The following is a 24,849-nucleotide window of genomic DNA, read 5'->3' as shown; positions in this document are numbered from 1 at the left end:
AATGAATCTGCGTTTGAAAATATTGATTATTGCCATTATCTGTTTATGGATAAATGCGGGTTGTTATGCGCAAAAGGCCCAACCCGTTTCTCTTGAAGAGATTTTTACTAATCCCCCCGAATCTGCGAAACCCTGGGTGTTATGGTATTGGATGCACGGCGCTGTTTCTAAAGAAGGTATTACTGCCGACCTGGAAGGAATGCAGAAAGCTGGAATTGGAGGGGCTTACCTGGCCTGTATCTATGATACTGTGGCAAAGATATCTTATGATAAACCTGCACGGCAATTAACACCGGAATGGTGGGGAATGGTGAATCATGCCCTCGCGGAGAGTAAGCGGCTTGGATTAAAAATGGCCTTTCATGTAAGCGACGGATTTGCTCTGGCCGGAGGTCCGTGGATAAAGCCCGAGCAGTCTATGCAAAAACTGGTGTGGACCAAAAATTATATCAGGGCTTCCCGTAATGACAGTATTAAACTGGAGCAACCCGAAACGAAGGAAGATTTCTACAGGGACGTGGCTGTTTTTGCCTATCCCGCCAATTCCTCTAATGCTTTTAGTGAAACGGTATTGGTGCCGGCCGTTACTACCAGCACAGGCGAAAAGGCATCTTACCTGTGTTTTCCAGGCGATGATTCAAAAACTTTCCGGAGCGATACTACCTGCTGGATACAATATAAATACCCCAGGCCCTTCACCTTACGCTCTTTGAGAACACATACAGCTGGCAGGCAGTACCAGTCACAGCGCCTGGTGCTTCAGTCCAGTGATGATGGCATTAACTTTACAACAATCTTACGCCTGCAGCCACCGAGACACGGCTGGCAGGACTCGGATCAAGATTATACGTTTTCCATTCCTGCAACCACGGCAAGATATTTCAGGTTTGTGTATGATAAAGAGGGAACCGAAGCCGGATCAGAAGACCTTGATGGTGCTAAATGGAAACCGACTCTGAAAATACAGGGTATCTATTTAAGTGATGAGCCGGTTATTAACCAGATAGAAGCAAAGAACGGCAGTATATGGCGTGTGGCTGAAAATACAACATCGCAGATGATAAGTCCTAAAGAAGCAATTGCTTTAAAAGACATCATCGATCTTACAGGTAAGATGGACGAACAAGGCAATCTTAACTGGAAACCTGAATCCGGGAATTGGGTAGTGGTCAGGATAGGGCATACATCTACCGGGCATACCAACGCTACCGGGGGCGCGGCCAAAGGCCTGGAATGTGATAAATTCGATCCTGAAGCGATCAAACTACAGTTTGACAACTGGTTTGCCAGGGTTTTTAAGGAAACTGACCCCGGTCTGGCCAAAGAAGTGCTTAAAATATTTTATATAGATAGCTGGGAGGCCGGCAGCCAGAACTGGAATAAGAACTTTGCAGCAGCATTTAAAAAAAGACGGGGTTATGATTTATTACCTTACCTGCTGGTGATGACCGGAGTACCGGTAAATGATGCCGCCACCTCTGAAAGGGTATTACATGATGTGCGTGAAACCATTGCAGAGTTGGTGAACGATGTATTCTATGCCACACTCAGAAAGGAAGCCGATAAAATGCAGCTGAGCTTTATGGCTGAGAACGTAGCACCAACTATGGTGAGTGATGGTTTGCTGCATTTTAAAACAGTAGATTTACCTACCGGGGAATTCTGGCTGAACAGCCCTACGCACGATAAGCCCAATGATATGCTGGACGCTATCAGCGCAGCACATATTTATGGAAAAAATATAGTGCAGGCCGAGGCTTTTACTAACCTGAGGATGAGCTGGACAGAGCATCCGGGCAATTTAAAAACAGTTGGAGACAGGAATTTTGCAATGGGTGTCAACCGTATGATACTTCATGTAACTACGCACAATCCCTGGCTTAACCGAAAACCTGGAATGACATTGGGAAGTATTGGCCTGTTCTTTCAGAGAGACCAGACCTGGTTTCTTCAAAGTAAAGCCTGGATAGAGTATATGACAAGGGTTTCATCGTTATTGCAGCAGGGGAAGCCGGTGGCAGACATAGCAGTATTTATCGGAGAGGAAGTGCCGCGCCGGTCCATATTACCTGACAGGCTGGTAAGCACATTGCCCGGTATATTTGGTAAAGAAAGGGTAGCAGCTGAAAGAATAAGGTTAGAAAATAAAGGGCAGCCACAACGAACCATCCCCGATGGCGTGTCTCATTCCGCGAACATGGCTGATCCTGAAAACTGGACGGATGCTTTGAGGGGATACAAATATGATTGTTTTAATCCTGATGCTTTAATGCACGCTAAAGTAATAAAAGGTAAAGTAGTTTTTTCATCCGGAGCTGCTTATTCTATTTTGATTTTTCCGGGTAAATTATTAATGAACCCTAACAGCGGCTTAATGTCGGTAAACGTGGCTAAAAAAATATTACAGCTGAAAAAAGCCGGTGCCACCATTCTTATTGATAAAAGAGAAATGGAGACTCTGGGTTTTAAAGATAATCATGCGCTGCTTCAGAAAATATGGGAACAACTGTTTACCGGCAAAGGAAAAGGCAGGTTAATAGAAACGCCTTTTAACGGAGAAACTTTTGAAACGCTTGGCCTTAGCAGGGATCTGGACGCTACTCTGAACAAAGAACCTGTTGCATGGGCACACAGAGTACTGGACCAAGGGCATATTTACTTTATTTCAAACTCCGAAAAGATAAGGCGGGAGCTGGATGTATCCTTCAGGGTTGCCGGTTTTGAGCCCGAGATCTTTGATCCTGTCAGCGGTAGTATTTCATCAGCCAGCAATTGGGAAGTCAGGGGGGGCAGAACCTATGTACAACTACCATTGTACGCCAATGGTTCGGCATTTATTATATTCAGGAAGAAGGTGAATGCGAATAAAAAGAAGCAGCCAGGTACATCGATGAAGCAGGTTGCCAATATCAGTACCGGTTGGAAAGTACAATTCGATCCGGCCTTTGGTGGCCCTGAAGCGGAAATGCACTTTCCAGCGCTTCGTTTGTGGAACGAATACGATAATGACGCTGTAAAATATTACTCCGGTACGGCTGTTTACAAAAACAGCTTCAGTATTGAGCATCCTGATAAAGAAAAGCCGCTGTATCTTACTATCGACAGTGTATTCAATATTGCAACGGTAACTATAAACGGTATCAACTGCGGTACTGTCTGGACGCCCCCTTATCGCCTTGATGTTTCAAAAGCGTTAAAAGCGGGCGTAAATACTATCGAAATTAAGGTTACTAATACCTGGGCTAACCGTCTGACCGGGGATTTAGCCCTGCCGGAAGATAAGCGCATTACCTGGACAACGGCTCCGCTTGATGTTCTAAAAAACAAGCCGTTGCAGAAGGCAGGTCTGGAAGGCGCGGTGATGATAGCGCAATAACAGATATTGTCGATTTTATTTCAGGTAGTAATCCAAGTGAAATACCTCATTATAAAGTTGCAATTATTTTGTGTCATGCTATTGTAGCATCAATACTATGTCTTTCTCTCTTTCACGCGGCCATACTACTAATGATCGTATTTTGCCCTGCTTCAGTATTACTTCTATGGTAGTTTGTTTTGGCGCATGCAGTTTAAAGTGAACGTCCCATGCTCTCGGCCATGCCGGAAAAAGATAAACTTTGTCATCTACTGTTTGCATCAGCATTTCCTGCAAGCCGATCATGCCGCTGCCACCCCAGTTATGATCCGGTACCCAATCGAAACCCGGTCCCCAGAAGGCGGGAAAACGTCGTTCGCTGTTTTGCAGTTTCAATACAGTCAGTTTTTGAGCATCTTCGGTTAGTCCTAAACGGGCAGCAAAAATATTATCCTGCTTCCAGCCTTTATGGCTACGGAATTTCAGGGCAAATGTATCCAGCAGGTAAGTATTACGGGCTGTATCCAGCCCCGGCCTGCCAATACCATACAATCCCCAGGGATATACCGGGTAGAGCTGTGCGCTTTCTACATTGTTTACTCTTGCCCATACTTTTGCAGGAGCAATGGTTGCATGCCCGTTATAGCTTGCAAACGGGATAGGGGGAATACGTTCCAGAAATCCTTCAAAATAATCCTTCTCTTCTTCGCTTAAATAGCTGCTGCCTGTTTGCAGCAGTTCGGTAATCACCACTTTCAGCGCTGCAATGGTAGAGCTGGCGTTATAGGCCATTTTAAAAGTTTCGGCACCCGAGCCGGGATACAGGATCAGATGCCTATTTCCATCAAGCGCTTTATTGCTCAGCTTTTTTGCCTGGTACTGGTAATGTTCATCAAAAAAGATCAGCGAATTTTTGATCAGTGGCAGGTATTCCGAAATATCATTGCCCGCATAAGACGCAGATTGCAGGATCATCATGCAAAATTCCAGTACCGTGTCCCACTCATATTCCAGCCAGGCATTATATTCTACGCCGGGATCAAAAGCGGCAGGCCGTTTCCAGCCATATTCGGTAGGATTAGGAAATCCGAAGTTTTCAACCTGTTCATTAAAATTAGCACCGTTATGCCCCCAATAGATTTTAGTACGCAGCATGGCTGTTTGCAAAAGGCGGTTATAAAAATCGAACTGGGGTTTCATCATTTCGGCATCGCCGCTTTTCAGCATCGGCCAGTAAACCAGGCGTTGGTTTTGCGCTGTAAAAGTGCCGCCGCCCCAGTTCCGGTGGTCGGGAGTTCCTTTAATGGAGCTGTCTGTAAAAACCGGGTCGACGGTAAAGAACCCCCCGTTGAATTTGGTAGGATAGCTGCCATAAACATTACAGCCCAGCATATACCGGAACAGCTGATAGTTGCGTCCCACCTGCCAGGCTTCATTATTTTCTTTTTTTACAGCTCCGGGCTGGTCATCAGTATTGATAAAAATAAAGCTCCGTTTCCAGTAGTCATTCCACCAGCCAATTGTTTTTTGATGAGATGGGCGATATTGTGCTGCTATATTCAGCGCTTCTTTTTTCCAATCGGTAACAGTAGCGGCCTGGCTATTGTGCAAATAAATTTCAAGCGATTGCTGTTTAGCAGCTTTTCTGCTTACCAGGCTATGGCTTTTATAGGCAGTGTTAATATAAGTCCCTTCACCTGTTACACCTTTAATGAAATGAGGCCCTTTTATAAATCCGCCACTGGTAAGGTTTTTAAGCGGATTGAGCAATTGGTTCTTTACCGAATCAAGCCCCTGCTGTTTTACGGTGGCGTCAAAAACAGTAGGATCGGTATTGCGGTGGTAAAAAACAATATGGTTATCATCATACCCAACCTGGTCGGGCCGGGTAACGATGGGTACATGCGAAGCCCATTTCCAGGAGTTGGCATTGTTTTCTTTTCCTTTCTGCACGCGATCTGTAAAACGCCAGTTCTCATAAAACGCCTCGGCATGAAACGGTTTATTGCCATTTATATCAATATGAATAACCGGCTTAAAAACGTCTACCCATATTTTTACCGATGCTTTGATGCCGGCGTTGGAGGATTGGATGTGTATATAACCATCTTTTAGAACCAGCTCCTGTTTAAAACCGGTATTGCTGAAAGGGTTAGGTGAAAGCTTTAATCTTAACCTCCCGCTTTTGAGAAAAGCATTGTTCTCGTCAAAGCTGCCGCTTTTAGAAAAGTAGAGCAGCAGCTCATTATTTTCAACCCATACGTTACAGCCAATATCCCCGCCACCCACCGGCATTGATTCACCTGCATTTTTACTCTGGCTTTGCCAGGCAATATTATAGCTGCTGAGCTGTGCGTTTGCCGTAACAAAGCATAATGTCAGCACCAGCATCGTATATACCCGTTTTAACCTCATTCGTTACATTATTTTATTTCTGCCTCCATCTTCCAGTCATCTGTTCTGAACGAAGACGCAGGAACCCCGGCTGTATTAAACAGATCGCCTTCCGCATAATCTTTGAAAGCATATCTTATTGCTACAGGACTTTTAACCTCGGGTGCGCTAACCTCCACACCTCCGTTTATCAGTTTAGCTGTTGCAGCATAGAATTTTTTATCGCTGCCGGCTATTTCAAAATGGCGCAATGGTTTGCCATAGCTGGTGAGCCCTGTCGGCGCATTTTTAAACCGGATTAAGGCCGTTCCTCCTTTAATGGTCATTGATTCATACAGCGGGCTTTCGCAGGCAAATCCTTTACAGTTATAGGTGTTAGCCAGTGCCATTAATGCCAGCCGTTTGCCGATCATTTCTTTTTCCCGTGGATGAATAAACGCTGCATCGCCTATATCCATAGTAACGGCCATGCCGCTGTTGGGTATTTTATCCAGCGCTTTTCGCTGGGCATCGCGCAACCATGCAGCATTGATCAGTGTATCGCCTTTCTTTTTATCCCTGTTATAGTCAAAAGGCGCTATCTGCACATAATAAAAAGGAAAATCTCCTTGTCTGAATTGTTCCCTTAGCATTTGTACAAATGCCGGGAAAAGCGTTTCATATTGCTGCGGGCGATCGGCATTCGATTCGCCCTGGTACCAGATAAAGCCTTTAATACCAAATCCGATCAGCGGGTGTATCATACCGTTATACAATACGCTAGGTATTTTATTGCTTAGCCGGGACGTATCATTAGGATTGGGCAACCCGAAACCGTATGCTTTCAAAAAAGTTGCATCCATAAAGGCTTCTACCGGGCTGCCTCCGTAGCTTACATTAATAAGGCCGATGGGTACCTTAAGCTTATCATACAGGAATTTGCCGAAAAAATAACCTGTAGCGCTGAAATTGGCTGCATCCGCAGGATTGGAAATTTTCCAGCTGAAGTTCTTGCTGGTATCCATGGGTGTCGGCCGTGTAGAGCGTGGGATATTATAAAGCCGTACCTGGTTATTATCGGCTGTAAAAATGGCGTCATTGCTGTTGTATATAGGCTGATTGGCGAAGCCCTTCAACGGCATCTCCATATTCGACTGGCCGCTGCATACCCAAACCTCGCCGATGAGGACATTTTTGATCTTTTTTACTTCTCCATCGCTGATAGTTATTTCATAAGGCCCCCCGGCTTTGGGTGTTGCAACAGCCGCCTTCCATTTTCCTTTCGCATCAGGGAGCACTGTATATTTTTTATTATTCCAGGATGTGGTAACCGTTACTGCATTTTTACTCTGGGTCCATCCCCAGATGGGCGGGTTGGATTGTTGCTGAAGCACCATATTGTCGCTAAAGAACCAGGGCAATTGAAGCCGGGCAAAAGAAGATAAGGGCAACAGCAAGACAAGTAAAGCAATGTGCAGGCGCTTCATCGTATTTCAATTTTAATTTAAGGTTCTAATATAAGAAAATATGAATCTGCGGGTGCAAAATGATGAAATCCGACAGGTATTTAGTAAAAATGTGGATGGAAATGATTGTTAAACTGCATTTTTTTGATCAGATATATTATTTAAAACCTTTAATTTAGTTTTGATAACGAATGTGTAAGAAAACTTTTGTTTTTACTTATATTGCCGATTGTATATGGATGAAATAAAACAAGGCTCTCATAAAAATATCTGGTATGGTGTGGGAAGGCAACGTATAGAAATTCCCCGCCCTGTGATAAAGTCAAATGTGCTTAATAATCCCTTATTAAACGGGTTGTATATAGCCAGCCTTGGTTTTTACCCTAAAGCAAAAGGACATTTCACCAAGCGAAAGAACGGCTTGCACGAAAACTTCTTGTTTTATTGTGTGGATGGTTACGGGTGGTACGAGCTGAACGGGGAGAAATATGAAGTGGGACCTAATGAGTTTTTTATTCTTCCGCAAAATGTAGAACATGCATATGCCAGTGCCATGCATGATCCCTGGAGCATTTACTGGGTGCATTTCGGGGGTAATTGTTTACCGGATCTGAATAATGTACATACGGTAAAAGAGCATTTTAAGCCCCGCCACATAAAAGATAACGGTGAAATTGCCGGTCTTTTTCAAAAAATGTACAAAGCATTGGAGCTGGGTTATAGCCTGGATAACCTGCTTTTTGCCAACCTCTGCCTGTCGCAGTTCCTGTCTTTATTTATTTATAATTCGCGGCATCACCCCGCTTCCCAAAGCAGTAAAAATGATTGCGTGGATAATGCTATTCTTTATATGCAGGAGCATATTACCGATATGCTGACCTTAAAAGATATCAGTAGTTACTCTAATTATTCCGTATCCCGGTTTTCTAATTTATTTAAGCAAAAAACAGGCTATGCGCCTATGGATTATTTTATGCAGATGAAAATTCAGCAGGCCTGCCAGCAACTGGATTTCACTGATAAATCTATTAAAGAAATTGCGCTTACCCTTGGGTTTGATGATCCGTATTATTTTTCAAAAAGGTTCAAACAGGTTACGGGCATGCCCCCGATAAAATACAGGGGCGTGAACAAGGATTAACCGGGCATATATCCTGTATATAGAATTTCTATATAATCCCGAAGCTATAACCGTTAATGCAGGGTGTTGCAGAAATCGTATACCGTTAACCTCTTTCCATTATTTTCGAATGCGTTGGTACCGGAATTTTTTTTGACGCTCTTTTTCTGCGTTTATAATAGTAGTTTGGTTGGGCCTTTTCGTACTTTTTAAGGCTGCATGGCTTGCTGGCGGGAGGGAAGCACCTGTACAGGAGCATTGCGTGTAATTTATTCTGCATTCTGATTTAATGACCTTATGGAAATTGGTACGGTTTTTATTATATTTCTCCTGGATATTTGTTGTTCTTTTAGCCAGGCGCTCTAATGAAATTTTTTATTTCTCTTTTGTGTAATCTATGAATGAAAAATTTCATGTAGGTTTGAGTAACGACTATATCTCTATCCAACTTATACTGTATGCCTCAAAAAATCTTTAACGAACGTATTAAACAGGTTTTAATACTTGCTATTATTGTTTTACTCATCATAACGGTTATTAAAGAACTGGTAGGTTTTCTTCCTGGTCTTTTGGGTGCCGTAACCCTGTATATAGTAAGCCGCAAGCAGTATTTCGGCTTTGTATACAGCAAAAGATGGAAAAAGGGATGGACCGCTATGGGCTTTATTCTTTTTTACCTTATTGTGATAGGTATCCCGATCAGCCTTGCCGTAACACTGATCAGCCCCAAGATCAATGCGGTTCTCGAAGATCCCAATAAAATCCTTACTTCGGCCCAGCAATCCATTGATGTTATTGAAAAAAAAGTAGGATTTGATCTCATCTCTGAGAACTCCATTTCCAGCGCGGTTAATAAGCTTACTGCCTTTGTGCCCAAGCTGCTGAACAGTACCCTCAACCTTGTGTCTAACCTGGCTATTATGCTGTTTATCCTCTATTATATGCTCTATAATGGCCGGGAAATAGAGAGATATTTAAGCAGGGCAGTGCCTTTAAAAAGACGTAACATTAAGATTTTATCCGATGAAACAAAGAAGGTAGTTATTGCTAACGCTATCGGAATTCCCATGATATCCATTATACAGGGTATAGTGGCAACCATTGGTTATGCTATTTTTGGTGTAAAGGATTGGGGCCTGTATGGCTTTCTTACAGGGGTATGCGCCTTTTTCCCTGTTGTAGGAACGATGATTGTATGGGTACCGGTTGTTATTTACATGTATGCCACCGGCGATACATTGAATGCCACTCTGTTATTAGCCTATCACGCCATTGTAACCGGTAACGTGGATTATATAGCCCGTATTACGCTGCTGAAAAAGATCGGTGATACGCACCCGGTTATCACTATTATGGGCGTGTTGGTAGGTTTAGGCTTATTTGGGTTTGTGGGTCTTGTATTCGGGCCTTTATTAATAAGCTATCTCATCGTTTTATATGATATTTATATGAACGAGTTTGTAAATACCGATCCGGATGAGGGAGAAACTCCTGTTCCTGAACCGGAAGCTTTAACTCCACGGCTTGTAGAAAAAGAGAATGGAAACACGGGAAAGGAAAGCTAATACTTTTCTTTCAGGATCTTCGCTACCACCTTATCGATAGGCAGGGTCATCACCGATTCGTTGAAGTACTGCCAATCAACAAACCTGAAGATTTCAGCAACTTTTTCAGGATACATGGCGGCGGCATTGTTTACTTGTATATGGAGCGGTTCCAGGGGCTTAATGAGGTAATAAACAGAGATAATCTGGTGCTCGGGGTTGAAAGCAGACTGCTGAAAAAAATCGGTGGTATAAAGATGATCGGTCACTTCCACATCAATACCAATTTCCTCCCTGCACTCCCTTAGAACGCAATCCCGCGTGCCTTCGCCCAATTCCAGCCCGCCGCCAGGAAATTTTGTAACTTCGATATTATTATAATAAATACGTTCATCACTTACCAGCACCTGCTTTTTATCGTTCACCAGCACGCCATACACCCGTAAATTAATAGACCGGATCATACTTTGGTTGATCTAAATATTAAAAATGCCTTCGTAAACCTTTACTGCAGGGCCTTTCAGCCAGATATCGTTGTACGATCCATCTGCATTCCTGTTATAGCTTACGCTAAGCCTGCCGCCTAAAACTTCTATGTCAATAACATTGAACCCTTCTTCATTTTTATAAAAAACCAGCGCAGCCGCCGTGGCGCCGGTACCGCAGGCGAAAGTTTCATTTTCCACGCCACGCTCATAGGTTCTTACTTTAAGTGAGCCATCGTTCATTACCTCAACAAAATTTACATTAATTCCCTCTTCCTTAAATTCATCGCTGTAACGTATTTTCCTGCCTTCAGTGTATACATCCGTAACGGCAAGGTTATTGACCTGTTTTACATAATGCGGTGAGCCTGTGTTTAAAACCGAGTGGGTTTCAAATTTGTTAATATCGCTTACATCGATCATTTTTAAAGATACCAGCCCGTCTTTGATATCGGCCAGGTGTTCTCCATCCACGGCCAGGAACTTAAACCGGCTCCTGTCAATACCGGTATCATGTGCAAAGCGTACAATACAACGTCCTCCATTGCCGCACATGCTTCCTTCTCCGCCGTCAGCATTGTAATAAATCATTTCAAAATCATATCCGGGTTTTTGGTTCAGCATCATTAATCCGTCTGCTCCAATACCAAACCGCCTGTCGCAAATGCTGCGTATGGCTTCCTGTGACAAATGCCTGTAGTTGATTTCCCTGTTATCAACAATTACAAAATCGTTTCCTGCGCCCTGGTATTTGTAAAAATGCATATCTGATATTATTTTTCTGTCATTGGTATTATATCCATCCGGTTCAGGCGGATGTCAAAAAAGCTCCCATAGCTATCGGTGTTATTTTTAGGCGTAGCATTTATCTTTTTATATTCGCTGCTGCCGGAACTCAATTCTTAAAATTCGGCAACGAATATTTCCAGGAATTTTTGTATCAGGTTTTCGACAGCAGCTCTGCCATCTTTACTGAATTCTTTCTTTACCCGGTTGGCTACAATAGCGTTCAATGCCAGGCAATGATGCCCCAGCAATTTGCCCAGGCCATAAATGGCCGAAGTTTCCATTTCAAAATTGGTGATCCGGTGCTGTCCGAAACTAAAGTCGGTAAGCCGGTCAATGAGGGTAGGATTGCTGATGCCAAGTCTTAGCACGCGCCCTTGCGGACCATAGAAGCCGGGACAGGTAACCGTTATACCCTGGTGAAAACCCTGTGCAAAATGTTTAAGCAGGGAAGGGGCAGCACCTGTAATATAGGGAGCTCCTTTTATTTGTGCATGCGTGATAAATGATTGCAGGAGCTGCGCTTCCTCGTCGTTCTTTTCGTGTAAATAAAAGTTCAGGAGGTTATCAATGCCCAGCCCGTGTGTGGATGCCACAAATTCATCTACGGCAATATCAGCCTGTAGCGAACCCGACGTTCCTACGCGAATAATATTGAGCGAGTGAAGTGTATTTTTAATGCTCCTTGTTCCAAAATCAATATTCACGAGTGCATCCAGTTCATTCATCACAATATCGATATTGTCGGGGCCTATACCTGACGACAGCACCGTTAATCTTTTACCTTTTATAGTACCGGTATGTGTTACAAATTCCCGGTGTTGTCTTTGTACTTCAATTACATCAAAATATTTGCTGAACTCTCTTACCCGGTCAGGATCGCCTACGGTAACCACGGTTCCGGCAATTTCTTCCGGTCTCAGGTCGAGGTGATATACTGCACCCCGGTTATTTAATATCAATTCGCTTTCCGCAATTCTTGCCATAATTTTTGATGATTGAGATTAAAAATTTACCAAAAATACCCTATTTTTGCAACCCCTCAAAAAAGGTCTCGTGGCCGAGTGGCTAGGCAGAGCTCTGCAAAAGCTCCCACAGCGGTTCGAATCCGCTCGAGACCTCTCTTAAAACCCACACAACCCGCTATAGCAGCGGGTTTTTGATTTAAATGCTGCTGTAAAGCTCCTGTGAATTAATTTAAAGTACAATATGTGTTGATATTATTTTAATACCCGTCGTGTGATGCGTTAAGCGTAGTTTCTTAATAACGGATGCAGCGTTGTTACGGCCCCGGCGTCACAGACTATACCTATTTTATACCTGATAAAGCATCACTGTTTTCATTCTGGCAATTAAAAAACCGGCCCTGTGGAGCCGGTTATCAGCAATGTTTATGATTTTACAATTAAACTTTTTCAAAGTGGTTAAAGAAAAAGCCGCCTTCAATTGCAGCATTTTCATCACTGTCACTGCCGTGAACTGCATTTTCGCCAACAGAAGCTGCAAAGTCTTTCCGGATAGTACCTTCTGCAGCATTGGCCGGATTGGTAGCCCCGATCAGTTCACGAAAATCTGCCACTGCATTCTCTTTTTCCAGGATCGCAGCAATAATGGGCCCGCGGCTCATAAACTCCACTAACTCTCCGAAAAAAGGTCTTTCTTTGTGAACAGCATAAAAATCTCCGGCTTTTTCAGCAGAAAGTTTAGTAAGTTTTAAGGCTACCAGTTTAAATCCGGCTTTAGTGATCCGGTCTAAAATAGCGCCTGCGTGGCCGTTTTCCATAGCGTCAGGCTTAATCATCGTAAATGTACGGTTACTCATATATTCATTTTTTTGGGTCGCAAAGGTACAAAAACTAAATATTTCCTGATGATCTTAATTTACCTATTTTTGCGCCTCCTGAATGAAACCGCTAAAAGACATATTTCCAATTATTTCCCAGCCTGCCCGGGTTGTGATCACTATGCATCAGAAACCCGATGGTGATGCTATGGGATCTGCATTGGGCTTACGTGGCTTTTTAAAAAAACTGGGGCATGAAGTATCTGTGATTTCTCCCACCAATTGGGCCAGCTGGTTGAACTGGATGCCCGGATGCGAGGGTGTTTTGAATTTTGAAAAATACCACGACAGGGCAGTAGAGCTCCTGAATCAGGCAGATTATCTTTTTTGCCTCGATTTTAATATCTTTCACCGTACCAAAAATCTGGCTTCTGTACTGGCTGGCCTGGATTGCATAAAGGTTTTGATCGATCATCACGAGCAGCCCGATACACCCAGCTTTAATTATGGTATCAGCGATATTACCAAAAGTTCTACCTGTGAAATGGTTTATGATTTTATTGTAGACAGCGGTAACGACAAATTGTTAGATGCCAGCATCGCACAGTGCCTGTATGCCGGGGTAGTAACCGATACCGGATCTTTCAGGTTTTCCTCAACCCACGCTTCTGTTCATTATATGGTAGCCCGGTTAATGGAAGCAGGACTGAACCATACGCAGGTACATAGCCATCTTTTTGATAATTTTTTAGAGAACCGGTTGCGTTTTATAGGCCATATATTAAGTAACCGCATGGAGTTCTTTTACGAATATAACACGGCGCTTATCGCTGTTACCAAGCAGGACCTGCTTAAATACGAAATAAAAACGGGCGATACAGAGGGTTTGGTCAACTATCCACAAAGCGTACAAGGCATCAAGCTGGTAGGTTTGGTAATTGACAGGGATGAGGAAAGAAAATGGAGCTTTAGAAGCAAAGGAGACTTTGATTGTAATACCTTTGCGCGCAGGTATTTTAACGGTGGCGGACATTTTAATGCATCGGGCGGCAATACTAAAGACAGCTTGCAGCAAACTATAGAAAAATTTAAGCTTGCTATCAGGGAAAATGAACATTTACTCTCATAGTAGCAATAACAGTGTGTAAACAATAAAATCGTAAATAACAATTTAACACATAACAAAAATGAGACGTTCTAAAATTTTAGGAGCAGTGGTATTTGCAGCTGTAACATTTGCTGCATGTAAAAACACTGATTACCAGACCAGCCCTAACGGATTAAAGTACAAGATATTTGACGGGGGAAGCAAAGACAGCACTAAAGAAGGCTATGTTTTAAAAATGAACATGACCGTAAAGTTAAGCGGCAGCAAGGATACCCTTTTAGTGGACACTTACGGGAAAATGCCTTTCTTCCAGCCTGTGCAGGCGATTCCTGCCGGTCAGCCTTTTTACGATCCTGCAGAAGTATTTCACAATCTGAAGAAAGGAGATAGTATGGTTGCTGTTATATATATAGACTCAGCTATCAGTAAAGGATTGGCACAGGAAGCCCAGTTACCTCCATATATGAAAAAGGGAGATAAGCTTACTTATACCTATAAAGTGCTTGAAGTATTTAAACAGGATAGTATAGCAAGAGCCGATTATCAGAAAGAAATGGAAAAAGATGCCCCGCGCCAGAAAAAAGAGCAGGAGGAAATGATGAAGAAGTTTAAAAAGGAGCAGGAAGAGAAGCAAAAAGCTGATGAAGCTGCACTGGAAAAATCCGGTGAAAAAGCTAAACAAATCAAAGAGGTGCAAACTTACCTGGACAGCAAAAAAATCACTGCAACGCAAACTCCTGGAGGTACCTTTATAAAAATTGACGAACCGGGTACAGGTGCGCAGGTTGCTGACGGAAAATATATCACCGTTAAATATGATGGGAAAAGAGTGAGCAATGACAGCACTTTCGATGCCAACCAGATGACTGTAAAGCTGGGCGATCAGCCATTCATCCGCGGTTTTGAAGATGGGTTAAGACAATTTAAACAGGGCGGTAAAGGAGTTATCTATATTCCCGGCTACCTGGCGTACGGAAAAGATGGTGGCGGAGGCACCTTCAAGCCTTATGAACCTTTATATTTTAAAGTTGAAATTGTAGCTGTAAGCGATACCGATCCGGCAGCCGCAGCGCATGGACCTAATGACGGGCACGGACATTAATAAAATAATATAAGCGCTCATAGCTGATTATAAAGCCACTGTATTTTACAGTGGCTTTATCGTTTCCGGGCACCCCGGTTTCAGGATGCAACATGACAGTTCTGCTATTGCTTTTTTTATATTGGATGCTGGAAAATAATTATTACAGGAAACTTCCCGGATTATTTTGAATGCTAAAACTATTTTCAGTGAACAGAATGGTATGGTTACTGCTATTGATGTTGCCAGGTAACGCAGCAATTGCTCAGCGCCTGATGGAAGCATTGGACAGGGGAGTGGTGGCCGTTCCCGCAAATGATGGAAAAGTATTGGTAAGCTGGCGTTTATTGGCTTCTGATGACGAAGCTGCTGCCTTTAATGTTTACCGCAAAACAAATCGGGCTACAGTAAAGATTAACAAGGAGCCTGTTACCCGTACTACTTCTCTTATTGATGATTTTACAGATAAAACGGGTGAAAGAACGTATATCGTTCGGCCCGTTATAAAAAATAAGGAAACCGGTAAGACGGGGTCTTTTACGCTGAAGAGCCTGGCTGATCCTTTTATATCCATCCCGCTTCAGATACCGGATGGATATGCAGCAAATGACGGTTCGGTAGGGGATGTGGATGGTGACGGCGCCTATGAAATTATATTGCATGTGGCAGGGCGTGGCAGGGATAACAGCCATGCGGGATTCACCGATCCCCCGCTAATACAGGCATATAAGCTGAACGGGCAGCTGTTATGGACGATCAATCTGGGAAGGAATATTCGTGAAGGCGCTCATTATACCCAGTTCCTGGTTTACGACCTGGATGGTGACGGTAAAGCTGAGGTGGTTATGAAAACTGCTGATGGTTCGGTCGATGGCCGTGGAACTGTTATTGGAGATGCTGCTAAAGACTGGCGCAACGAAAAGGGATATATACTATCCGGTCCCGAATACCTTTCTGTATTTAATGGCTTGACCGGGGAAGTGATCCATACAACCGGTTTTATCCCGCCAAGGGCTTTTTCTCTCAATCCCTCTTTCCAGGAACTAAAGCAGATCTGGGGTGATGGTTACGGAAACCGTATGGACCGTTTTTTAGGAGCAGTGGCCTACCTGGATGGAAAACATCCAAGCCTTATCATGTCGAGGGGATATTATACAAGAACCGTTATTACAGCATGGGACTTAAAAGATGGTCAGTTGCAGAAACGCTGGACCTTTGACAGCGATACACCGGGTAATGGCAGCTATGCGGGTCAGGGCAACCATAATCTTACCATTACGGATGTGGATGGCGACGGAAAGGATGAAATTATATTCGGAGCTATGTGTATTAATGATGACGGGAAAGGATTATACAGTACAGGGTTAGGGCATGGCGATGCCTTGCATGTTTCGGACCTGGATCCGTCTATCCCCGGCCTCGAAGTATTTGACATCCAGGAACGGTTTGATGATGCGGGATGCAGCTTCCGTTCTGCGGCCACCGGGGCCATTTACTGGAAGAAGCCATCGGTACAGGCAGGAGCAGATGGAGAAGGTCCGGGACGTGGCCTGGCCCTGGACATAGATCCGCGGTATCCGGGTTTTGAATGCTGGGTAGCAGGGGCGGGAATAAAAGGACTGTTTGATTGTAAGGGCAATAAAATATCTGACCGTACTCCACCCTGTAATATGGGAATTTACTGGGATGGCGATGTGTTGCGGGAAATTTTAAACGGAACCTTTATTGGTAAATGGGATTATGAAAATGGCATTACCGTAGAATTGATGAACACTGCAAAATACCAGTGCCGCAGTAATAACGGCACTAAAATGAACCCGGTTCTATCGGGAGATATTTTGGGCGACTGGCGCGAGGAAGTAATTTACAGGACAGCCGACAATAAAGAATTGCGTATTTTTTCTACTTCTGTACCAACAACGCACCGGTTTTATACTTTAATGCACGACCCGCAATATCGCCTGAGCATTGCCTGGCAAAATGTAGGATATAACCAGCCTCCTCATACCAGCTTTTTCATGGGTGCAGGGATGAGCACGCCGCCGAAACCTGATATTGTTTTTGCTGATAAATAAAGAGCGGCATAATACAATTTTCTTTTTATACCAGCTGTCAAAATACATTATCCACTTCCGGCCGGCTATATTGCTCCTGTGCACTACTTATTTCAGGCAGGCCAAAATAGAAATATAAGCGCCTTTTTACAGGGGCATCAAAAGTAACCGGTTCGCTTTGCGGTCCCAGTGCTTTTGTGTCAGGACTTATATTTAAAGCCAGCTTGGTGCCCATTGCAGGTATAGCATCTAAAAACGAAATGTCGCCCTGTGGAAGCTCAGGAAAAGGCCTGGCACCTGTCAGACCGTAGAAATTGAACAACCTTACAGAGAGGTTCTCCTCTTCGCTGGCTACATAAAACTTTCCTTCCACCGTGTTCAACTCCATCCAGGTAATATCAGTGTAATATCCTTTAAATTCAGGATAAACCAGGGGCGAATAGCCTGTCTGCGTATTGTTGTAAAGGTTTTGCCATACGTTTACGGGAGTTCCGTGCGTTCTGTTTTTCCATTGCCGGTAAGGGCCCTTCCCTAACCATTTTGCAGCCAGAATAAAGTTTTCGGGGTAACTGAATGAGACGCCGGCAAATGGATAGGTGCCACGGATATCATACTCATAATCCAGCGCTATCCAGCCGTTTTGCTGCATGGTCCATTTTACGTACTTCATATTACCTTCATATTTAAAAATAGCTGATACGGCACCATTATCTTCAGCGATTTTCACATCCGTTACTTTCGCAGTACCGTTTAGTAGTAAAGGACCGTTTTTGAACGAGAGGTTATCCAGTCCGATGACAGGATTTTTAACGCCTGATAATAAGCCGGTATTCCTGTTAAGAGCAACTTCCAGTCCGTTACAGGATAAGATAATGGTAGAATCTGCTTCCGAAGCAAAGGCACGGGCCTTTTGTGTTCCCCAGATATTTGCAAGCAAGGCTTTATTATCCTTCAGTTTCCATGTCCACTGGTAGATCTCATTGCCAGATTTATCGGTTGCTTTTAGCTGCAGTGCATCATAATTTCGGTAATCGGCAGGCAATGGTAGCTGCAGTGTGCCTTTTTGAAGAGGTTGTATGGAAGGCGCCGGAGCCTTGCCGGCTTTTACAGTGGTACAACCGGCAAATTGCATATCAAAAGTGCTACGAAAATTGATCAGTGCCCATTCATAGGTGCATTCATTCAGGTTGGTAAAATGGTAACGGTTTTCCAGCTCTACAGCACCTGTAAAGTTTTGAGGCAGTGTGGTAGTTTCAATTCTTACAGGAGAAAATATTTCACGCAGCGCGTAAAAGCTGCCTTCTTTTTCCCTGTGCGGACCTAAAATACCATCGTTGGCATTCAGGCCGTTGGCATCTATCACATTATTCATATCTGTGCGAACAATACCTTCATCTAAAAAAGCCCATATAAATCCGCCACCGCTTCTTTTAGCGTTCCAGTGCAGTTCCCAGAAATCATACATCGCTGCCCCGCCGCCGCCATCATCCTGCGAGTGAAGAAACTCTGTAGGCATATAAATGAGGCTGTCATTAAGTATGTTTTTAGTGCTGTAATAATCTTCGTAATGATTACAGTCAATACCGTTAAAATCGTTACCCGGCCTGTGATGTGGATGGATGACCGGTCGTGCAGAGTAGTCCCATTTGGTGAATATGGCGTCAAGTTCTTTATTCGTACCACCTTCATTCCCATTGGCCCAGAAGATGATGGAAGGGTGGTTCAGGTCTCTGAGCACCATTTCTTTAACAAGCGGGGTTCCTGCCTCCGTTTTGTAGGCTTTTTGCCAGCCGGCCAGCTCATCTATTACATATAAGCCCAAAGAGTCGCATAGTTCCAGAAATCTTTTATCAGGAGGGTAATGGGAGCAGCGTACGGCGTTCATATTCATCTCTTTTATGAGCCTCACATCCAGCAATTGTAAGCTGTCATTCAGGGTTCGCCCGGTTTCAGGCCACCAGCAATGGCGGTTCACCCCTTTCATTTTTACCTGCACATTATTAATAAAAATACCTTCGCCATGTTTTATTTCTATCGTTCTGAAGCCAAACTTTTCCCGCAGCTGGTAAATCGTTTTATTGTTTTCCTTTAAATAAATATCAACAGAGTACAGATCGGGTGTTTCGCTGGTCCAGCGTTTAGGCGATTTTATCAGCGATTGCAGGTTAACGGCTGAGTCGCTTTTATTAGCTTTAACAGATATAGTGCTTACTGTATTTCCCCGGGCGTCTTTAATTTCGGCGACTATGGTTTTAGCCCGTTGCAGGTTTTTGGGGAAAGCCATCATTTTAAAACTTCCGTCGGCCTTAGCATCTATAGCTACGTAATCAATATATTCTTTATTTACAGCTTCCAGGTAAACCGGCCTGAAAATCCCACCCAATACCCAATAATCAGCCAGGCGCTCTGCATTATTGACAGACGTGTTTGCAGACATTTTACTTACTTCCGCTTCCAGCAAATTGGAACGGCCATAATGAAGTTTATCCGTAATATTATATTTGAACCTGTAAAAAGCACCCTGGTGCCTGGTGCCGGCCGTTTTGCCATTGATTTTTAGCTCAGTGTCTGTCATGCTGCCTTCAAATACAATAAATATTTCTTTGCCTTTCCAGGCAGCGGGAACGTTGAAATGGTAGCGGTACCTTCCTTTTTCATCTGCAAAACGAAAGTTTTTGCCATAAGTTTTATAATCACGTCCATAATTGTAAGTGCCAAATCCCTGTTGCTCCCAATGCGAAGGGACCTCTATTGGGGTCCAGTAGCCGCTATTACGGCCACCTGTGCAATAAAAATCCCAGGTTATGGTGTGGTTATTACCTGTTCCGGAAAGATATTGAATCTGCTTCTGCTGTGCTGCAGCCTCCCGGCCATAAAAAAATACAGGGCTAAAAAGCAGGATGTTTAACCATTTGTTCATAGAAACAAAATTTAGAATTGTACCTTGTGAATGATCAATGATCAATAGTATAGCAAAACTTTTGAATGCAATAAAGGGCTTTGCCTTTGATAAAGGCTCATAGTATTTGCCAGTTACAAACAAGCGTTATGATCATTGATCTTTGCGGCTAAAAGTAGAGAACGTTTTTAATTAGGCCATCCTGATGTATCCTGAGATGAGGAGGGACGTTTTTTGAACACGAGGATAAATCTGTTATTTTGGAAGCCATTGTACAGTTCATACAGTGTCCGTTCTGTGACCAATAACAGCCGTTTATATTCTTCGGATAAGCCTATTTTTGTGAATAGGCTGCTTTGTAACGGGCTTGTATTGCAATTAGTTTTTCAAGAAAAAGCCTGATAGAAGCTACTGCTTCGTTGTTAATATTGCCATAAGAGATAGAATGAGAAGCGTTACCCTGCCTGATAGTAACACGGGCATCGCAGCCATCGGCACATACATTGCAAACGTTCAGGCCGATGCTATTGAACTTTTCCCTGTTAAGGAGTGATATCAGTTCGTTCCATTCTGCATTATTGGTTTCCTGTACTTTGCTTTGCCCTTTGCTATCACATGAAGAAGGAAGATAAATAAAAACAGTATTTTCTTTGCCCATGGTCAGCGAGTCTCCCGGGGCGCACCATCCACAAACGGTAGTATGACTTATTTGTAATTCGCTGTCAGAAAACAGCACCTGCTTTTTTGCGCAGGAAAAAATGAATACTGTAATGGCCGGCAATAACGAAATTATTATTTTCATCGGTGTATTTTTTGTTTTCGATCAGGGCAGGGAGGCTGTCCACTTACTTGTTCATCCCGATACCCCTGCGGGAGGTTACCGGTACATTTTTGACCTGAATTTACTTTTTTTTAGACGCAACAGGCAACAAAAATGCAACAGGAATTTTGTTTTCAATAATTTTGGTATTTTATTATATAAATAAACCCCGGTGAAGCTCAATTATTATCCTTTTCATTTAAAATTCCGTCATCCGTTCACTATTTCCAAGGGTACTAAAACCCACCAGCCTACATTGATTGTAGAGCTGGAGCATTTTGGCATAAAGGGCTATGGTGAAGCGCCTGCCATAACCTACTATAATATCACGGTTGAAAAGATGATAGAAGATCTGCATGCCAAACAGATGATGATAGAGCGGTTTGCGTTTACAGAGCCGGACAGGTACTGGCATTTTTTGCACCACCTGTTACCTCAAAATCCCTTCCTGGTTGGTGCTTTGGATATAGCAGCCTGGGATCTTTTTGGTAAGATGACCCGTAAGCCACTGTATAAAATATGGAATGGAGATATTACGAAAAGCCCGGCAACAGATTATACGATTGGCATCGACAGCGTGGAAAAGATGACCGCCAAGCTTAAGGAAAAACCCTGGCCTGTTTATAAGATAAAAGTAGGTACTGCTGATGATATTGCTATTGTAAAAGCCTTGCGGGCCGAAACAGATGCCATTTTCAGGGTAGATGCCAATGCCGGTTGGGATCTTGAAACGGCTTTACAGCTTATTCCACAGTTGAAAGACCTGGGAGTTGAGCTGGTAGAGCAGCCATTGGCTAAAGATAACTGGGAAGATATGGCGGTTTTATATAAAGCATCGACCATACCATTGTTCGCTGATGAAAGTTGTGTATTTGAAAAGGATGTAGCCAAATGCGAAGGCTATTTTCATGGTATTAATATAAAGCTGACCAAATGCAGCGGCATTACACCGGCATTGCGTATGATTCCCGATGCCCGTAAACGCGGTCTGCAGGTAATGCTTGGTTGTATGAATGAAAGTACTATTGGATCAGCCGCCATGGCCCATTTAGCCCCGCAGGTGGATTACCTGGATATGGATGGTCCCCTGCTTTTAGAGGAAGATGTTGCTACGGGTATTGGTTATGATAATGGCAAAATAGTATATAGCAACGGGCCAGGGCTAGGAGTGGAGTATAGCGGGTTATACTATAAAACAATATAATTGATATTAATTAATAGTGGTAATAATTTGTCCTCGCTTTCGAAATGAAAATACTGATATTTTTTAATTTATTTTAAAGCAGGCTGAATTAATGCGGAGAATCACTTGTATAGCAACCTCATACCGGATGAAAAACTCCGTCATTCGAGACAGCATTGCACCCAATATACTTTTCTGTAAGAAATACTTACAGCGGAGCCGCAAAATCAAGCGTCCAGTATAAACCGCTTTTTGCAGCACCTATCTCGGTCGCCTTTTTGCTCATTATGTTTTTACAATGGCCGGGGCTGCTCAACCAGCTTTGCATCACTTCCTCTACACTGCGTTGCCCCATGGCAATATTTTCTGCAATAAAGCTCCATTTGTAACCGGCAGCGCTGATCCTGTTGCCGGGTGTGGATCTTTTAGCCCCGGTATGGTTTAAAGTTTTATTGCGGCTCATATAATCACTATGACTTTGTGCTGCTGCTTCCAGCTTATTGTTCCATTGAAGCGCTTGTACCGGCGGCATAGCGCTTTCGCCACATTTGCACCCTCTCGCTCTAACTTTATTAATAGCCTGTAACAGGTCGCGGGCAGATGCAGCGGATGAACCTGGTGCATGGGTACGGGTGGAACAGGCGCCTGACAAGATTACCATACCTGCAAGAATCGGTAATAAAAAAAACTTCATATCCAATGGTTTTGACGATAAGTTGCTAATATGATGCCTCAAAAATTGCTCCTGCAACCGAACGGAAACCGGCTGAATTTGGATGGGAACTTTGTATGTAAAGAGCGCTAGTGGGCAAAATCTGCTTCATAATTTCCTTTAATACGCTCCATGGGAGGATTAAAGTATCCGTATTTCAGATCAGGGAATTCATCGCGTATCTCCAGCAAAAGCTCTTTTACACCCAAACAATCGCCCGTATCAGCAACTCCGATCTTTCCGAGGTACCAGTCAGGATCAATATTAAAATTACGCCACTGTATCATTTTAAGATTTGTATCCCTGATCAGTTTTCGTAATGCTTCATATTCGGCCATACTATCTGTCATGCCGGGAAAAACGAAATAGTTAATAGAAGTCCAGCCCCCAAAACTATCTACAACCTTCAGGCTTTCAATAATATCTTCAAATTCGTAATTATTAGGACGATAGTAAGGCATGTAAATTTCACGTCTTGCGCTATTGGTGCTTACGCGGATAGAATTAAGTCCTGCTTCACATAAACGTTTTACTGCATCGGGTTTAGAACCATTGGTATTAATATTGATGCTGCCTTTATCTGTATGTTTTCTTATTTCGATAATTGCTTTTTCGATGGTTTCCCACATCAGTAATGGTTCTCCTTCGCATCCCTGGCCAAAGCTGATCAACGGATAGGGCGCTGTTTCGAGGTGCGGAACAGTGAATTCTACTATTTCTTCAACCGAAGGTTTGAATTTTAACCGGTCCTGCGTGGAGACGATCATTTCTTCATCGGGCTGAAGGGAAATACATCCTACGCAATTGGCATTGCAGGCCGGGGAGGCCGGTACAGGGCATTCCCAGCGGCCCATGAAATAATTACGGGCGGCAGGACAGTGATAGGTAAGCGCACAATTTTCTGCCAGGTGCTTTACCAGCCGGTTGTGAGGGTAGGCAGTTATTAAGTGATCTACACCATGTTCTATCTTATGCGCATCAAATCCCCCGCATTCCTGCCTGATGTCCTGTTCAATTCTTTCGGCAGGTACATAAAATTTTTCGTTAAGCCATCCAACAGCAGTATAACAAAAAAGCGGAAGTGTGGGAGCATCTTTTGCTGTTTCGTAAGCGGATAAATAAAAACCTGTGTGCGCAGGAGGGATAAAAGCGGCTACGGCCCAGCCTTTCTCACAAAGCCGCATTTCACCGGTTTCTACATCAATACCAATTCCTCTGCGCCCGGGAAGCTCATATAAAGACCCTCCCTCAGGTAATTCGATCCACTCATCATGAGGTATAGGCATGGCATCCCAGCCTGTGCGGCCTGTTACGTAAAGAGAAGTATCTTCAAAAATATTTCCTTTTCCGTCAGAATATAAAATAAACGGGGATGAACATAATGACATGAGAGTGATTTATCTGTGAATAGTAAGTAGTGAATTGGCTATTCATTAATGTTATTTATTCAGCGTTTTAATGTAGTTGCGGTGTTACCACCTGTATTTTCAAGAAAACGACATGAATCAACCATTCACTATGAGCTGTTTCCTGCAAAAGTCGTTAAATTCTGCTTCATTTACTGTTTCTTTACCTGTATATTCAATAATATGCTGATAAATTTTGTTGTTTTTGTGATCGATCGTTAAGATATCATCTTTCAGGATCATATGACTGATATCGTCCCAGCCTATCTTTTTTTCAGGAAAAGAAGGATAAACGATACCCGCAGCATCTGCAGTAATGACCAGCTTTCTTTTGGAAATCATATATAAGGCCCATAAAAGAATATCCAGTAATAATAAATAGGGATAGCCTATATTTATCCAAAAGATACCGCATAATAAAATCAGTATACCTATAGATTGCAGCGAGCCTTTCTTTTTGTACCGGTATATATCCCATAAAATAATAAGTACAACAGCTATCATGGCGGGTACTATATTAAACTTTTTTTCTCCAGCAACTGGCTGCACGAAAAATAAGCCCAGCAAGTTTAATATAATTATTCCGTAAGCAAATACCTGGTAAGTCAGTATTTTTTTATTAGGTATAGTAAACCGGTACATTATTGAATTTAAATTTAATATAAAATATTTAA

The 24,849-nt window shown here is 43.1% G+C and carries 18 protein-coding genes and 1 tRNA gene; 8 read left to right on the top strand and 11 right to left on the bottom strand.

What is annotated here, in order from left to right; translation table 11 throughout:
• Position 1: 1 nt before the first annotated feature.
• Positions 2–3,376 (top strand): glycosyl hydrolase, encoded by a 3,375-nt coding sequence (locus ACYVBM_RS06270; RefSeq protein WP_460684777.1) that lies wholly within the window; start codon positions 2–4, stop codon positions 3,374–3,376.
• A 78-nt stretch (positions 3,377–3,454) separates the two neighbouring features.
• Here the strand turns inward: ACYVBM_RS06270 and ACYVBM_RS06265 are convergent, their stop codons facing one another.
• Positions 3,455–5,770, bottom strand: coding sequence for a DUF5703 domain-containing protein (locus ACYVBM_RS06265; RefSeq protein WP_460684776.1), 2,316 nt, complete (start codon positions 5,768–5,770; stop codon positions 3,455–3,457).
• An 8-nt stretch (positions 5,771–5,778) separates the two neighbouring features.
• The gene (locus tag ACYVBM_RS06260; protein ID WP_460684775.1) at positions 5,779–7,215 is read right to left on the bottom strand and encodes a sialate O-acetylesterase; all 1,437 of its coding nucleotides are present in this window, start codon (positions 7,213–7,215) and stop codon (positions 5,779–5,781) included.
• Between the two features lie 214 nt (positions 7,216–7,429).
• Between ACYVBM_RS06260 and ACYVBM_RS06255 the strand changes: the two genes are divergently transcribed.
• Both ACYVBM_RS06255 and ACYVBM_RS06250 read left to right on the top strand, forming a co-directional pair.
• Positions 7,430–8,335: an AraC family transcriptional regulator gene (locus ACYVBM_RS06255; protein WP_460684774.1), complete on the top strand. Its 906-nt coding sequence runs from the start codon at positions 7,430–7,432 to the stop codon at positions 8,333–8,335.
• A gap of 437 nt (positions 8,336–8,772) precedes the next feature.
• Positions 8,773–9,879: an AI-2E family transporter gene (locus tag ACYVBM_RS06250; RefSeq protein ID WP_460684773.1), complete on the top strand. Its 1,107-nt coding sequence runs from the start codon at positions 8,773–8,775 to the stop codon at positions 9,877–9,879.
• Here the strand turns inward: ACYVBM_RS06250 and ACYVBM_RS06245 are convergent.
• The 3 genes from ACYVBM_RS06245 to ACYVBM_RS06235 form a co-directional block, all read right to left on the bottom strand.
• A complete protein-coding gene (locus ACYVBM_RS06245) occupies positions 9,876–10,322 on the bottom strand; it encodes an NUDIX domain-containing protein (RefSeq protein WP_460684772.1) in 447 nt (148 codons plus the stop codon). The genes ACYVBM_RS06250 and ACYVBM_RS06245 overlap by 4 nt on opposite strands.
• A gap of 12 nt (positions 10,323–10,334) precedes the next feature.
• Entirely contained in the window at positions 10,335–11,108 is a 774-nt protein-coding gene (gene dapF / locus ACYVBM_RS06240) for a diaminopimelate epimerase (protein ID WP_460684771.1), read from the bottom strand.
• Positions 11,109–11,245: 137 nt separating this feature from the next.
• Complete coding sequence (locus ACYVBM_RS06235) at positions 11,246–12,115, bottom strand: nucleoside phosphorylase (protein WP_460684770.1); 870 nt, start codon at positions 12,113–12,115, stop codon at positions 11,246–11,248.
• 64 nt (positions 12,116–12,179) lie between these two features.
• Here ACYVBM_RS06235 and ACYVBM_RS06230 point away from each other — a divergent pair.
• Positions 12,180–12,250 (top strand) — tRNA-Cys (locus tag ACYVBM_RS06230).
• A 284-nt stretch (positions 12,251–12,534) separates the two neighbouring features.
• Here ACYVBM_RS06230 and ACYVBM_RS06225 read toward each other — a convergent pair.
• On the bottom strand, positions 12,535–12,951 hold the full coding sequence (locus tag ACYVBM_RS06225) for a nucleoside-diphosphate kinase (protein WP_460684769.1): 417 nt from the start codon (positions 12,949–12,951) through the stop codon (positions 12,535–12,537).
• A gap of 82 nt (positions 12,952–13,033) precedes the next feature.
• On the opposite strand from ACYVBM_RS06225, the gene ACYVBM_RS06220 reads away from it, so the two are divergent.
• The 3 genes from ACYVBM_RS06220 (at position 13,034) to ACYVBM_RS06210 (ending at position 17,176) form a co-directional block, all read left to right on the top strand.
• Entirely contained in the window at positions 13,034–14,041 is a 1,008-nt protein-coding gene (locus ACYVBM_RS06220; RefSeq protein ID WP_460684768.1) for a DHH family phosphoesterase, read from the top strand.
• 58 nt (positions 14,042–14,099) lie between these two features.
• Positions 14,100–15,122, top strand: a complete 1,023-nt coding sequence (locus tag ACYVBM_RS06215; RefSeq protein ID WP_460684767.1) for an FKBP-type peptidyl-prolyl cis-trans isomerase — start codon at positions 14,100–14,102, stop codon at positions 15,120–15,122.
• Positions 15,123–15,319: 197 nt separating this feature from the next.
• Positions 15,320–17,176 carry a rhamnogalacturonan lyase gene (locus ACYVBM_RS06210; protein ID WP_460684884.1) on the top strand — a complete coding sequence of 619 codons (1,857 nt, stop codon included), beginning with the start codon at positions 15,320–15,322 and terminating at the stop codon, positions 17,174–17,176.
• Between the two features lie 37 nt (positions 17,177–17,213).
• On the opposite strand, the gene ACYVBM_RS06205 is transcribed toward ACYVBM_RS06210, so the two are convergent.
• On the bottom strand, positions 17,214–20,075 hold the full coding sequence (locus ACYVBM_RS06205; protein WP_460684766.1) for a glycoside hydrolase family 2 protein: 2,862 nt from the start codon (positions 20,073–20,075) through the stop codon (positions 17,214–17,216).
• A 313-nt stretch (positions 20,076–20,388) separates the two neighbouring features.
• Positions 20,389–20,856 carry a hypothetical protein gene (locus ACYVBM_RS06200; protein ID WP_460684765.1) on the bottom strand — a complete coding sequence of 156 codons (468 nt, stop codon included), beginning with the start codon at positions 20,854–20,856 and terminating at the stop codon, positions 20,389–20,391.
• Positions 20,857–21,046: 190 nt separating this feature from the next.
• On the opposite strand from ACYVBM_RS06200, the gene ACYVBM_RS06195 reads away from it, so the two are divergent.
• The gene (locus ACYVBM_RS06195) at positions 21,047–22,078 is read left to right on the top strand and encodes a dipeptide epimerase (protein WP_460684764.1); all 1,032 of its coding nucleotides are present in this window, start codon (positions 21,047–21,049) and stop codon (positions 22,076–22,078) included.
• A gap of 187 nt (positions 22,079–22,265) precedes the next feature.
• Here ACYVBM_RS06195 and ACYVBM_RS06190 read toward each other — a convergent pair whose 3' ends face one another.
• The 3 genes from ACYVBM_RS06190 to ACYVBM_RS06180 all read right to left on the bottom strand — a co-directional run bounded on the left by ACYVBM_RS06190 (position 22,266) and on the right by ACYVBM_RS06180 (position 24,817).
• Positions 22,266–22,751, bottom strand: coding sequence for a CAP domain-containing protein (locus tag ACYVBM_RS06190; RefSeq protein ID WP_460684763.1), 486 nt, complete (start codon positions 22,749–22,751; stop codon positions 22,266–22,268).
• A 107-nt stretch (positions 22,752–22,858) separates the two neighbouring features.
• Positions 22,859–24,157 carry a radical SAM protein gene (locus ACYVBM_RS06185; protein WP_460684762.1) on the bottom strand — a complete coding sequence of 433 codons (1,299 nt, stop codon included), beginning with the start codon at positions 24,155–24,157 and terminating at the stop codon, positions 22,859–22,861.
• A gap of 117 nt (positions 24,158–24,274) precedes the next feature.
• Complete coding sequence (locus ACYVBM_RS06180; RefSeq protein ID WP_460684761.1) at positions 24,275–24,817, bottom strand: hypothetical protein; 543 nt, start codon at positions 24,815–24,817, stop codon at positions 24,275–24,277.
• Positions 24,818–24,849 lie beyond the last annotated feature (32 nt).

This window comes from Niabella aquatica, assembly GCF_054779315.1.
The sequence above is the reverse complement of the archived record's forward strand: the minus strand, read 5'-3'. Positions and strand labels throughout refer to the sequence as shown.